General features: G+C 71.5%; 11 protein-coding genes and 1 riboswitch. All 11 genes read left to right on the top strand.

The features are described 5' to 3' along the window. Positions 1–30: 30 nt before the first annotated feature. Positions 31–1,521, top strand: a complete 1,491-nt coding sequence (gene pkaE, locus BJ961_RS32580) for a serine/threonine protein kinase PkaE (RefSeq protein WP_271417242.1) — start codon at positions 31–33, stop codon at positions 1,519–1,521. A gap of 148 nt (positions 1,522–1,669) precedes the next feature. Then, complete coding sequence (locus BJ961_RS32575; protein ID WP_271416348.1) at positions 1,670–2,323, top strand: SurA N-terminal domain-containing protein; 654 nt, start codon at positions 1,670–1,672, stop codon at positions 2,321–2,323. 166 nt (positions 2,324–2,489) lie between these two features. Then, positions 2,490–3,467: a nucleoside triphosphate pyrophosphohydrolase gene (locus tag BJ961_RS32570; protein ID WP_271416347.1), complete on the top strand. Its 978-nt coding sequence runs from the start codon at positions 2,490–2,492 to the stop codon at positions 3,465–3,467. Between the two features lie 503 nt (positions 3,468–3,970). Next, entirely contained in the window at positions 3,971–5,239 is a 1,269-nt protein-coding gene (locus tag BJ961_RS32565) for a cytochrome P450 family protein (protein ID WP_271417241.1), read from the top strand. Between the two features lie 143 nt (positions 5,240–5,382). Then, the gene (locus tag BJ961_RS32560) at positions 5,383–6,429 is read left to right on the top strand and encodes a LysM peptidoglycan-binding domain-containing protein (RefSeq protein WP_271416346.1); all 1,047 of its coding nucleotides are present in this window, start codon (positions 5,383–5,385) and stop codon (positions 6,427–6,429) included. Between the two features lie 183 nt (positions 6,430–6,612). After that, positions 6,613–6,779: riboswitch (cyclic di-AMP (ydaO/yuaA leader) on the top strand. A gap of 3 nt (positions 6,780–6,782) precedes the next feature. Continuing rightward, positions 6,783–7,514 carry a LysM peptidoglycan-binding domain-containing protein gene (locus tag BJ961_RS32555; RefSeq protein ID WP_271416345.1) on the top strand — a complete coding sequence of 244 codons (732 nt, stop codon included), beginning with the start codon at positions 6,783–6,785 and terminating at the stop codon, positions 7,512–7,514. A 272-nt stretch (positions 7,515–7,786) separates the two neighbouring features. Continuing rightward, positions 7,787–9,067: a phosphopyruvate hydratase gene (eno, locus tag BJ961_RS32550; RefSeq protein WP_109035008.1), complete on the top strand. Its 1,281-nt coding sequence runs from the start codon at positions 7,787–7,789 to the stop codon at positions 9,065–9,067. A 112-nt stretch (positions 9,068–9,179) separates the two neighbouring features. Next, complete coding sequence (gene divIC / locus BJ961_RS32545; protein ID WP_271417240.1) at positions 9,180–9,662, top strand: cell division protein DivIC; 483 nt, start codon at positions 9,180–9,182, stop codon at positions 9,660–9,662. 29 nt (positions 9,663–9,691) lie between these two features. After that, positions 9,692–10,231: a DUF501 domain-containing protein gene (locus BJ961_RS32540; RefSeq protein WP_271416344.1), complete on the top strand. Its 540-nt coding sequence runs from the start codon at positions 9,692–9,694 to the stop codon at positions 10,229–10,231. Beyond that, positions 10,228–11,175, top strand: a complete 948-nt coding sequence (locus BJ961_RS32535; protein ID WP_271416343.1) for a Ppx/GppA phosphatase family protein — start codon at positions 10,228–10,230, stop codon at positions 11,173–11,175. The genes BJ961_RS32540 and BJ961_RS32535 overlap by 4 nt, the downstream gene beginning before the upstream one ends. A gap of 431 nt (positions 11,176–11,606) precedes the next feature. Further along, complete coding sequence (locus BJ961_RS32530; protein WP_271416342.1) at positions 11,607–13,016, top strand: NAD(P)/FAD-dependent oxidoreductase; 1,410 nt, start codon at positions 11,607–11,609, stop codon at positions 13,014–13,016. Positions 13,017–13,037 lie beyond the last annotated feature (21 nt).

Genomic DNA, 13,037 nt, shown 5'->3' with positions numbered 1-13,037 from the left:
GCAGGACGCGTCGTCGCCGGCCGCTACGAGCTGTCCACGCTCATCGGCCAGGGCGGCATGGGCCAGGTCTGGACGGCCTACGACCGGCGCCTCGACCGGCGCGTGGCGGTGAAGCTGCTGCGCCCCGACAAGGTGGCCGGGCAGGAGGCCGACGAACTGCGCCGCCGCTTCGTGCGCGAGTGCCGGATCACCGCACAGGTCGACCACCCCGGCCTGGTCACGGTGCACGACGCGGGCAGCGAGGGCGAGGAGCTGTTCCTCGTCATGCAGTACGTCGACGGCGCCGACCTCTCCGACCACCTCGCCGAGCACGAGCCCTACCCGTGGCAGTGGGCGGTCGCGGTCGCCGCCCAGCTGTGCGCCGTACTGAGCGCCGTGCACGCCGTGCCGATCGTCCACCGCGACCTCAAACCGCGCAATGTGATGGTCAGACAGGACGGCACCGTCACCGTCCTCGACCTCGGCGTCGCCTCCGTGATGGACGCCGACACCACCCGCCTCACCCACACCGGCACCCCCATCGGCTCGCCCGCCTACATGGCACCCGAGCAGGCCATGGGCGGCGCCGTCGGCCCGTACACCGACCTGTACGCGCTCGGCGTGCTCCTGCACGAACTGCTCAGCGGCGACGTCCCGTTCGCGGGCTCCACGGCCCTCGGCGTGCTGCACCGGCACCTGTACGAGCCCCCGCTGCCCGTGCGCCGCATCCGCCCCGAGGTTCCGGAATCGCTCGAAACCCTGGTCCTGCGCCTGCTCGCCAAGGACCCGCAGCACCGCCCCGCCTCCGCCCAGGAGGTCTACGAGCACCTGGCGCTGCTCCTGCCCGCGCGCGGCGTGCCCACCGGCGGTCCCCTCGACCCCACCCGCCCCTTCGTACGCCCGCACGCCCCCTGGCCGGACCGCGCGCTCACCCCCGCGCCGCAGCCGGCCCCGGTGCCGCCCGCGGCCGAGGCGGGCAAGCCGGACGTCGCCCGCGCCGTCGACGACGTCAAGCGTCTGCTCGGCGAGGGCCGCATCACCCAGGCCGTCGACATCCTCGGCGCGATCCTGCCCACCGCCGCCGAACAGCACGGCGAACGCTCCCCGGTCGTGCGCACCCTGCGCAAGCAGTACGCGGCGACCCTCATGGACGACGGCCAGTACCGGCGCGCTCTGCCCGAACTGCGCCGCCTCGCCGACGAACGCGCCGCCGAGGCCGGTCAGGCCGACCCGCAGTCGCTGCGGCACCGCTACGACGCCGCCCAGTGCCTGGAACAGCTAGGCGAACCGGCCGCCGCCCTCGCCGAGTACCGCGTGCTGCTGCCGTACTACGAGAACCAGTACGTCGCCGGGGACCCCGACCTCGCCCACGACGTCCGCCGCCGCATGGGCCACCTGCTTCTCGCCCTCGGCGACCGCGCCGCCGCCCACGACACGCTGGCCCGGCTGCTGCACGACGTGGAGCACGTCCACGGCCCCGGCCACCCGCTCGCGGCCGAGATCCGGCGCACCCTCCAGTGGCTCGGCCAGATGCGCGGCTGACGACCGCCGGTGCGGGCGGGGGCGAGGCGGTGCCCGAAGTCCTGATGAATCGTTGGTCCAATGGGTTGGCCAGAGCCGGGCCACTGCCTAACATCGATCATCGCAAGACTTTGTGCACCGTCGCACAATCTCCAAACGGGAGGTTCCCTTGCACCGCCGCAGCCGCCGTCGCTCCGCGCTTCTCCTCACCGCCGCGATCGCCGCAGCGGCACCCCTGCTCACCGCCTGCGGCAACGACGCGCATCCGGGCGCCGCGGCCGTCGTCGGCGACCAGCGGATCACCGTCGCCCAACTTGAGAACCGCGTCGACGAGGTGCGCGAGGCCCAGCGCGCCGCCGTCCCGGACGACACCCAGTACCAGCAGGTCGTCGCCAGGACCGGCACCCTCACCCGCGACACCCTGCACGGCATGGTCCTCGACCGGGTCCTGCACCGCGCCGCCCAGGACGCCGGCGTGAGCGTCACCCGCAAGGAAGTGCAGGACATGCGGGGCGGTCTGGAGCAGCAGGCGGGCGGCCCCGAACAGCTGGAGACGGTCTGGCTCCAGCAGTACGGCGTCCCGCCCGAGCGTCTCGACGACAACCTCCGGGTCCAGCTGGAGGCCCAGAAGCTCGCCCAGAGCCTCGGCACCGACACCAGCCGGCCGGAGTTCTGGCAGGCCCTGTCCGACGCCTCCAAGAAGCTCGACGTCGACCTCAACCCGCGCTACGGCGCCTGGGACGTCGAGAAGAGCAGCCGCGTCGACACCGAGGCGCCGTGGCTGCGCGAGGTCGGGGCGGCGGGCGAGCAGCAGCCGGCGTAGCCGCTTCGGCGGGTCCGCCGACGGTCTCGCCGTCAGCGCTCTGGCGGTCCTTCTGGCGGTCCCTCTGGCGGTTCCTCCGCCGGTCCCTCGCTGGCCCCACATATGGTCATACCGCCCCTGTGGACAACTCGGGAGGCCGGTCGGCGGCGTGCGTTAGGTTCGAAGAGTGAACGCAACCACCGCCGACCCGACCGCCCCCGACCAGGGCCGCATCGTCCTGCTCACCACCAGCCACCGCGTCGCCCCCGGCCTGCTGTCCTGGCCCGCCTGGCAGGCGCTGCGCACCGCCGACCGCGTCCTGTGCGCCGACGGCGCCCACCCGCAGCTGCCGTACCTGCGCGAGGCGGGCATACGGGTCGACGAGGCGGCCCCGACCGCCGAGGAACTGGTCGACGCCTGCGCCGGCGGCCGCACGGCGGTGGTCGTCGCGACCGGCGACGGCGACCCCGCGCTCACCGACGGACTGGCCCGCCTCGCCGGCTCCGGCCGCGTCCCCATGCCCGACCTCGAACTGCTCCCCGCCTCCTACGACCTGCCGGGCGCCCGCCTCCTCGACCTCGTCCAGGTCATGGACCGCATCCGTCTCGAATGCCCCTGGTCGTCCCAGCGCACCCACAAGGGACTGGCCAAGTACGCCATCGAGGAGGCGTACGAACTCGTCGAGGCCATCGAGGACGGCGACCGCGAGGAACTGCGCGAGGAACTGGGCGACGTGCTCCTCCAGGTCGTCTTCCACGCCCGCATCGCGGAGGAGGACCCCGACGCCCCGTTCGACGTCGACGACGTGGCCGGCACCATCGTCGCCAAACTGATCCACCGCCACCCCCACGTCTTCGGCGACGAGACGGCCTCCACCCCCGAAGAGGTCCGAGAACACTGGCTGCGCACCAAGGCCGCAGAGAAGCGGCGCACCTCGGTCACCGAGGGCGTCCCCCTCGGCCAGCCCGGTCTCGCTCTCGCCGCCAAGCTCGCCTCCCGCGTCCGCACCGCGGGCCTGCCCGTCGCGCCGCCCTCCGGCGAGGGCATCGGCTACGAACTCCTGGCCCTCGCGACCCGCGCCGAGGCCGAGGGCACGGACCCGGAGGCGGCCCTGAGAGCGGCGGCCCGGGCCTACCGGGACGCGATCCGGGCGGTCGAGGGATGACCCGCCAGACGCCGCCTTCCGGCCACTCGCCCGTCTACGGCCACTCGCCCGCTGCGCCCCCGTCGCCCCCTGCGGGTCCGTCGCCCGCGGCCGACCCGCCCGTTACCACCGCCCCGTCTTCCACGCCCGTTCGGCCCTCCGCGGCCGCCGATTCCTCGCCTGCGCCCGATGCCTCGCCTGTGCCCGGCTTCTCGACCGCCGACGGCTCCTGGCCCGTTTCCGGCCATTCTCCCGGTGACGGTCCCTCGTCCGCCACCGACGGCCGTACGCCCGGCGGCGACTCCGGCCCAGTCCCCGAGCCCGCTCCTGGCCGAGCCCCCGAGCCTGCTCCTGGCCGAGCCCCCGAGCCTGCTCCTGGCCGAGCCCCCGAGCCTGCTCCTGGCCGAGCCCCCGAGCCTGCTCCTGGCCCAGTCCCCGAGCCCGCTTCTGGCCCAGTCCCCGAGCCCGCTCCCGGCCCAGCCCCTGAACCCGCCCTCGCCTCTGGCACCGCTCCCGCCCCCGAGCTGTTCACCTGGGAGTTCGCGAGCGACCCGTACCCCGCCTACGCCTGGCTGCGCGAGCACGCCCCCGTGCACCGCACCCGGCTGCCCAGCGGGGTGGAGGCCTGGCTGATCACCCGGTACGCCGATGCGAAGCAGGCCCTCGCCGACCCGCGGCTGTCCAAGAACCCGGCGCACCACCACGAACCCGCGCACGCCAAGGGCAAGACCGGCATTCCGGGGGAGCGGAAGGCCGAGCTGATGACCCACCTGCTGAACATCGACCCACCGGACCACACCAGGCTGCGACGACTGGTCAGCAAGGCGTTCACGCCACGCCGGGTGGCCGAGTTCGCGCCCCGCGTGCAGGAGTTGGCCGACGATCTCATCGACCGGTTCGCGGGCAACGGTTCCGCCGACCTGATCCACGACTTCGCCTTCCCCCTGCCCATCTACGCCATCTGCGACCTGCTCGGCGTGCCCCGGGAGGACCAGGACGACTTCCGGGACTGGGCGGGCATGATGATCCGTCACGGGGGCGGACCGCGGGGCGGTGTCGCGCGGTCCGTCAAGAAGATGCGCGGCTACCTCGCCGACCTCATCCACCGCAAGCGCGCCGCGCTGCCGCCCGAGCCCGGCCCCGGCGAGGACCTCATCTCCGGTCTGATCCGCGCCTCCGACCATGGCGAGCACCTCACTGAGAACGAGGCCGCCGCGATGGCCTTCATCCTGCTCTTCGCAGGGTTCGAGACCACGGTCAACCTCATCGGCAACGGCACGTATGCCCTGCTCACCCACCCTGAGCAGCGCGAGCGGCTGCAGTCGTCCCTCACCGCCGGCGAACGCGGCCTGCTGGAGACCGGTGTCGAGGAACTCCTGCGCTACGACGGCCCGGTGGAGCTGGCCACCTGGCGCTTCGCCACCCGCCCGCTGACCATCGGGGGGCAGGACGTCGCGGCGGGCGACCCCGTCCTCGTCGTCCTCGCCGCCGCCGACCGCGATCCGGAACGGTTCGCGGACCCGGACACCCTGGACCTCGCCCGTCGCGACAGCCAGCACCTCGGATACGGCCACGGCATCCACTACTGCCTCGGCGCACCGTTGGCCCGGCTGGAGGGACAGACGGCGCTCGCCACGCTCCTCACCCGGCTGCCGGACCTCCGTCTCGCCGCCGACCCGGCCGAACTCCGCTGGCGCGGTGGGCTCATCATGCGCGGTCTGCGCACCTTGCCCGTCTCGTTCACGCCGATCGCGCCATCGGATGAGAACAGTTCGTCGCCGACGCAAAAGTGACACGCGCTCAACTCTGTGATCTTCACGTGATCTGCGCGGCATGAACTTGTGACAAGCGATGATCTCCCTATACGTTCACGGATCAGCGTGGTGTCGAGCGTCATCCGCCGCGCGGTCCCCGTCGTCTTGTGAAAGGTCGTCGCATGCTCTCCGGGAACGGTCGTCACCGCCGCCCCCGCCAGGCTCCCGCCCTGGTCGTCGCCGCCGGAGTGACCGGCTCCGCCATCGCGATCCCGCTGCTCGGCGCCACGGGTGCCCACGCGGCCGACGGAGCGAACTGGGACCGGGTCGCCGAGTGCGAGACCGGCGGCTCCTGGAGCCAGAACGGCGGCAACGGGTACTACGGCGGCCTGCAACTGTCCCAGGAGGCCTGGGAGCAGTACGGCGGCCTGGACTACGCGCCCAGCGCCGACCAGGCCAGTCGCTCCCAGCAGATAAGAATCGCCGAGAAGATACACGCGGACCAGGGCATCGCCGCCTGGCCGACCTGCGGCCTCCTCGCGGGCCTGGGGAACGACTCGGGTGCCGCGGGCGGGGGCTCGGACGCGGCGGGTGACGGTGCGTCGCAGGAGTCGGACACCTCGGGGTCGACGGTAAAGCCCGAGTCGCCCGAGTCATCCGAATCGCCCGCCACGACCGGACCGTCCGGGTCCTCGGGCTCCGAGTCGCCCGGTTCCTCCGGCTCCTCCGGTCCGGGTCAGGCGTCGGAGTCGACTTCCGGCGAGCCCTCTTCGTCCCCTTCGTCCTCTTCTCCGTCTTCCTCCCCCTCGCCCTCCTCCACCACCGGCACCTCTTCTGACGCCCCGTCCGGCGACAGGGACCAATCCACCAAGTCGGACACATCAGTCGAATCCGGTACCCGTTCCAGTGCCGAACCGCAGGGCACCGAAGGCTCGTCCGGCTCGGGCCGGCACCGCGGCGACGACGCGGACGAGGGTGCGTCGAGGGACGGTCTCGCGGGCGAGGCGTCGGGGCGGCACGCCTCGCGCGACGGCGGTTCGCGGGAGGTCGAGGACGGCTCGTACATCGTCCGCTCCGGCGACAACCTCTGGGCCATCGCCGACTCCCTTGACCTCGACGGCGGATGGCGTGCGCTGTACGCCGACAACGAGCGGGTCGTCGGGGAGGATCCGGACCACATCCTCCCCGGTCAGACGCTCACGGTCACGGGCGAATCGGTCGAAAAGTAGGGGGAGTTCACGTCACGGTTAGAGACCGTATGTCCCTTTTGGATCTCGTGAGAGATAGGTCTCAGAAGCCGTGATCGTCTTTGAAAATCCGCGGAGCGCGTGTCTACGGTCATGACCGCTCGCCACCGCGGGCCCCGACAGCCGCAACGCCGAATCCTGCCAGCGGCCGTACGGGAACAGTCGTCGCGTCAAGCGCCGCAGGCAGGAGCGGGGGACCCAAGGTAAGCGCCGCACCGGGCAGTTGAACCGGAGCGGCTAGGGGTGAAGCCGAGTTCCGCGAGGAACCCGACCGGGCAACTCAACCGGCCCGAACCCGACAGCTCACCTCGCAGGCGTCGGTGAGGGGATCAACCATGCTGTTTTCCGGCAAGGGCAAGCACCGCCGCCCGTCCAAGGCCACCCGCGTCATCGCCGTCGCCGGCGTCACCGGTGCCGCCGTCGCCGCCCCGCTGATGGCGGCCGGCAACGCCTCCGCCGCCACCGCGTCCGAGTGGGACGCCGTCGCCCAGTGCGAGTCCGGCGGCAACTGGTCCATCAACACCGGCAACGGTTACTACGGCGGCCTGCAGTTCTCCGCCTCCACCTGGGCCGCGTACGGCGGCACGCAGTACGCCTCCACCGCCAACCAGGCGAGCAAGGCCCAGCAGATCCAGGTCGCCGAGAAGGTCCTCGCGGGCCAGGGCAAGGGTGCCTGGCCGGTCTGCGGCACCGGACTCTCGGGTGCCGCGTACACCGGTGGCGGCTCCCAGGACAGCGGCTCCGGCAGCTCCGAGAGCTCGCAGAGCCAGAGCGGCGGCTCCTCCGCCGAGCGCTCCACCGAGCAGAAGGCCTCCCGCTCCTCCGAGCGTCCCAAGGCCGAGAAGCAGGTCGAGAAGAAGGCGGAGAAGAAGACCGTCACCACCCCGACCGGCAAGAAGGTCGAGAAGGGTGACGGCGAGTACAAGGTCGTCAAGGGCGACACCCTCAGCTCGATCGCCGCGGAGCACGACGTCAAGGGCGGCTGGGCGAAGCTGTTCAAGCTGAACGGCGACATCGTCGACGACGCCGACCTGATCTACCCGGGCCAGCAGCTGCACCTCAAGTAGGAGGCGGCGGCCCCTCGACTCCCGCCCCGGTGCGTGTTCCCCCGTACGCACCGGGGCGGGATTTTTCGCGTCCCGCCCCCGCGGGGCGCTCGGCCGGTTTCCGGAAACGTCTTTGTTCCGTTCGGAAACAATTTACGCTCGGTTCTGTCCAGCGGGTGGGCGATCGGCTGGCCGATCGCCCCGGGCCGGTTAGGCTCGGTCCCGCAGAGCCGCCGCGGTCCTGCGGGACCCGCGCGTCACACCGAAGCGTCACATTGAAGAAGGAGATGCTCGTGCCGTCCATCGACGTCGTCGTAGCCCGGGAAATCCTGGACTCCCGAGGCAACCCCACGGTCGAGGTCGAGGTCGGCCTCGACGACGGCAGCACGGGTCGTGCCGCCGTTCCGTCCGGCGCCTCCACCGGTGCCTTCGAGGCCATCGAACTCCGTGACGGCGACCCGAGCCGTTACCTCGGCAAGGGTGTCGAGAAGGCCGTGCTGGCCGTCATCGAGCAGATCGGCCCGGAGCTCGTCGGCTACGACGCCACCGAGCAGCGCCTGATCGACCAGGCCATGTTCGACCTGGACGCCACGGACAACAAGGGCTCGCTCGGCGCCAACGCCATCCTCGGCGTCTCCCTCGCCGTCGCCCACGCCGCCTCCGAGGCCAGCGACCTGCCGCTCTTCCGCTACCTGGGCGGCCCCAACGCGCACCTGCTGCCGGTGCCGATGATGAACATCCTGAACGGCGGCTCGCACGCCGACTCCAACGTGGACATCCAGGAGTTCATGATCGCCCCGATCGGCGCGGAGTCCTTCTCCGAGGCCCTGCGCTGGGGCGCGGAGGTCTACCACACCCTCAAGAAGGTCCTGAAGAACAAGGGCCTGGCCACCGGCCTCGGCGACGAGGGCGGCTTCGCCCCGAACCTCGGCTCCAACCGCGAGGCCCTCGACCTCATCCTCGAGGCGATCAAGGAGGCCGGCTACACCCCCGGCGAGCAGATCGCCCTCGCGCTCGACGTCGCCGCGTCCGAGTTCTACAAGGACGGCTCCTACTCCTTCGAGGGCAAGGAGCGCACCGCCGCCGAGATGACCGAGTACTACGCCGAGCTGGTCGAGGCGTACCCGCTGGTCTCCATCGAGGACCCGCTGTTCGAGGACGACTGGGACGGCTGGAACACCATCACCGCGAAGCTCGGCGACAAGGTGCAGCTCGTCGGCGACGACCTGTTCGTCACCAACCCGGAGCGCCTGGCCCGCGGCATCGAGGAGAACTCGGCCAACGCCCTGCTGGTCAAGGTCAACCAGATCGGTTCGCTGACCGAGACCCTGGACGCCGTCGAGCTGGCCCAGCGCAACGGCTTCAAGTGCATGATGTCCCACCGCTCCGGCGAGACCGAGGACGTCACCATCGCCGACCTCGCCGTCGCCACCAACTGCGGCCAGATCAAGACCGGCGCCCCGGCCCGCTCCGAGCGCGTCGCCAAGTACAACCAGCTGCTGCGCATCGAGGAGATCCTCGACGACGCCGCGGTGTACGCGGGCCGCAGCGCGTTCCCCCGCTTCAAGGGCTGAGCGCCGCTCCTGAAGGCAGCGTCGTACGTACGTCCCCGTACGCGGTCCCGTACCGTGTGCGGGGACGTACGCACGTATGACGGACGACGCACGAAGGCTGAGGCGGGGCGACATGGCGGTGAAGGACCGGGACCGTTTCTCCACCGCGACCAGGATCCGGATCATCGGGGAGCAGACCGCGGCCCGGGTCTACCGCTCGCAGACCAAGCGCCAGGCCCGGCGCTCCCGGCTGACCGGCCGGGCCGCGCTCCTCGCGATGGTGCTCTGCTCGCTCGTCGTGGCCCTCGCCTACCCGATCCGGCAGTACGTCGCCCAGCGCGCCGACATCGCCGACCTCCGGCAGGAGCAGCGGGAGACGCGGCAGCGGGTCGAGGACCTGCGCGACCTCAAGGCGCGCTGGCAGGACGACGCCTACGCCGAGCAGCAGGTCCGGCTGCGGCTGCACTACGTGATGCCGGGGGAGACGGGGTTCGTCGTCGTCGACCCGGACGCGGCCGAGCAGGCCCGCGCCGAGGCCGGCGCCGCCGACCGCCCCTGGTACCGGAACGTCTGGGACGGGGTCGACAAGGCCGACGCCGCCGCCCACCGGCAGTGACTCAACAGGAAGACCAGCAGAAGACAGTCATGCAGACTCCCCCGCCGACCACCCCGCGCACCGAGCCGACCGACGCGGACGTGGCGGCCTTCAAGCAGCAGCTCGGACGGCCCCCGCGCGGCCTGCGCGCCATCGCGCACCGCTGCCCGTGCGGACAGCCGGACGTCGTGGAGACGGCACCCCGGCTGCCCGACGGCACGCCCTTCCCCACGCTGTACTACCTGACGTGCCCGAAGGCGGCCTCCGCCATCGGCACGCTGGAGGCGAACGGCGTGATGAAGGAGATGACCGAGCGCCTGGCCACCGACCCGGTGCTGGCCGCCGCCTACCGCGCCGCGCACGAGGACTACGTCCGGCGCCGCGACGAGATCGAGGAGCTGACCGGCTTCCCGAGCGCCGGCGGCATGCCCGACCGCGTGAAGTGCCTGCACGTGCTGGTCGCCCACTCGCTGGCGGCCGGGCCCGGCGTCAACCCGCTGGGCGACGAGGCGATCGCGATGCTGCCCGAGTGGTGGCGCAAGGGGCCGTGCGTGACGGTTCCCGAGACCGACGGGGAGGACGCCCAGTGACCCGCAGCCGTGTCGCCGCCGTCGACTGCGGAACCAACTCCATCCGGCTGCTGGTCGCCGACGTCGACCCGGCCACGGGCGAGCTGACCGACCTGGACCGCCGCATGACCATCGTGCGGCTCGGCCAGGGCGTCGACCGCACCGGCCGGCTGGCGCCCGAGGCACTGGAGCGGACCTTCGCCGCCTGCCGCGAGTACGCCGAGGTCATCAAGGAGCACGGCGCCGAGCGACTGCGCTTCGTGGCCACCTCCGCCTCCCGCGACGCGGAGAACCGGGATGACTTCGTGCGCGGGGTGCTGGACATCCTGGGCGTGGAGCCGGAGGTCATCACCGGGGACCAGGAGGCCGAGTTCTCCTTCACCGGCGCCACGAAGGAGCTGACCGGTCGCGCGGACCTCGAGACGCCCTACCTGGTCGTCGACATCGGCGGCGGCTCCACCGAGTTCGTCGTCGGCGACGACCACGTGCGCGCCGCCCGCTCCGTGGACGTCGGCTGCGTCCGGATGACCGAGCGGCACCTGGTGCGCGACGGCGCGGTCACCGACCCGCCCACCGGGACGCAGGTCGCGGCGATGCGGGCCGACATCGAGGCCGCCCTCGACCTCGCCGGGCGGACGGTGCCGCTGCGCGAGGCACGCACGCTGGTGGGGCTGGCCGGTTCGGTCACGACCGTCTCCGCGATCGCCCAGGAGCTGCCGGAGTACGACTCGGCCGCCATCCACCACTCCCGCGTCTCCCTCGACCGGGTCCGCGAGATCACCGACTGGCTGCTGCGCTCCACCCACGCCGAGCGCGCGGCGGTCCCCTCCCTGCACCCGGGCCGGGTCGACGTGATCGCGGCCGGGTCCCTCGTCCTGCTCTCGATCATGGAACGGACGGGCGCGGAGGAGGTCGTGGTGAGCGAACACGACATCCTCGACGGCATCGCGTGGTCCCTCGCGTAGGGGTGTCCGCGGCGGCCGTGCGGTAGTGGTCTGAGCAGGACGGACGACGATTGAGCGGGCATCGGGGGGCCTCTCGGGGCCCCTCGGTGACGTCCCGTCGGGAAAGTTCGTGAAGTTCTTCACAAGGAATTGGGTCCTGTCGGACGACGAAAGTGCGCTCGTTGACCCTTTTGGGGTTTCAACTGCCCTTTGAACGTGTTCAGGACGGTGTCGCGAGAGGGTTGCGCGGGGCCCCTGCGGGCGGGTGGTTCACGGTCTCGGCGGCGCGGAGGTGCAGCTCACGCGGCATTGACAACGGGACGCCCTGCACGCTGGTTCCTTCACTTGCCATGATCTCCGTCACTTTGGCGGCGGATGGTAGCACAGCCTCCACCGAACCTTGTGAAGGGGCGCACGAAGCACCCCCCTCAACCGGGTGGATACTCGATGCCATGAGCACCACGGAGCGTCCCAGGATCCTCGTAGTAGGCGGTGGGTACGTAGGCCTGTACGCAGCTCGACGCATCCAGAAGAAGATGCGTTACGGCGAGGCGACCGTCACCGTCGTCGACCCGCGGTCGTACATGACCTACCAGCCCTTCCTCCCCGAAGCCGCCGCCGGCAGCATCTCCCCGCGGCACGTCGTCGTCCCTCTGCGGCGCGTGCTTCCGAAGGCGGAGGTCCTCACCGGCCGGGTCACCACCATCGACCAGGACCGCAAGGTCGCCACCGTCGCGCCGCTGGTCGGCGAGGCGTACGAGCTGCCCTTCGACTACCTGGTCATCGCGATGGGCGCGGTCTCCCGCACCTTCCCGATCCCCGGCCTCGCCGAGCAGGGCATCGGCATGAAGGGCATCGAGGAGTCCATCGGCCTGCGCAACCACGTCCTGGAGCAGCTCGACAAGGCCGACTCCACCACCGACGAGGAGATCCGCCGCAAGGCGCTCACCTTCGTCTTCATCGGCGGCGGTTTCGCCGGCGCGGAGACCATCGGTGAGGTCGAGGACATGGCCCGGGACGCGGCCAAGTACTACAACAACGTCTCCCGCGAGGACATGCGCTTCGTCCTCGTGGACGCCGCCGACAAGATCCTCCCCGAGGTCGGCCCCAAGCTCGGCCAGTACGGCAAGGAGCACCTCGAGGGCCGCGGCGTCGAGGTCTACCTGTCCACCTCCATGGACTCCTGCGTCGACGGCCACGTGGTGCTGAAGAACGGTCTTGAGGTCGACTCCAACACCATCGTGTGGACGGCCGGCGTCAAGCCCAACCCGGCGCTCTCCCGCTTCGGTCTGCCGCTGGGCCCCCGCGGCCACGTCGACACCCAGGCGACCCTCCAGGTCCAGGGCACCGACTACATCTGGGCCGCGGGCGACAACGCCCAGGTGCCGGACCTGATCGGCCGCAAGGCGGGCAACGAGAACGCCTGGTGCCCGCCGAACGCCCAGCACGCGCTGCGCCAGGCCAAGGTCCTCGGCGACAACGTGATCTCCGGCATGCGGGGCTTCCCGCAGAAGGAGTACAGCCACGCCAACAAGGGCGCGGTGGCGGGCCTCGGCCTGCACAAGGGCGTCGCGATGATCGTCATGGGCAAGATGAAGATCAAGCTCAAGGGCCGTCTCGCCTGGTACATGCACCGCGGCTACCACGGCATGGCGATGCCGACCTGGAACCGCAAGATCCGCATCTTCGCGGACTGGACGCTCGGCATGTTCCTCAAGCGCGAGGTCGTCTCCCTCGGCGCGATGGAGACGCCGCGCGAGGAGTTCTACGAGGCCGCCAAGCCCGCCCCGAAGCCGGCCGCCGCGAAGGCCGCCGACACGAGCGGGAAGCCGGCCGAGAAGACCGAGGCCAAGGCCTCCTGACGCCCGGTCGCTCCCCGCAGT

The organism is Streptomyces lienomycini (assembly GCF_027947595.1).
Lineage (GTDB): Bacteria > Actinomycetota > Actinomycetes > Streptomycetales > Streptomycetaceae > Streptomyces > Streptomyces lienomycini.
Note: the sequence above shows the minus strand (reverse complement) of the source record. Positions and strands in the feature narration are given on the sequence as shown.

Excerpts from the sequence above, each read along its gene's own strand:
- divIC (WP_271417240.1), top strand. The coding sequence starts at position 9,180 with ATGGCGGTGAAGGACCGGGACCGTTTCTCCACCGCGACCAGGATCCGG.
- BJ961_RS32555 (WP_271416345.1), top strand. The coding sequence starts at position 6,783 with ATGCTGTTTTCCGGCAAGGGCAAGCACCGCCGCCCGTCCAAGGCCACC.
- BJ961_RS32540 (WP_271416344.1), top strand. The coding sequence starts at position 9,692 with ATGCAGACTCCCCCGCCGACCACCCCGCGCACCGAGCCGACCGACGCG.
- BJ961_RS32530 (WP_271416342.1), top strand. The coding sequence starts at position 11,607 with ATGAGCACCACGGAGCGTCCCAGGATCCTCGTAGTAGGCGGTGGGTAC.
- BJ961_RS32560 (WP_271416346.1), top strand. The coding sequence starts at position 5,383 with ATGCTCTCCGGGAACGGTCGTCACCGCCGCCCCCGCCAGGCTCCCGCC.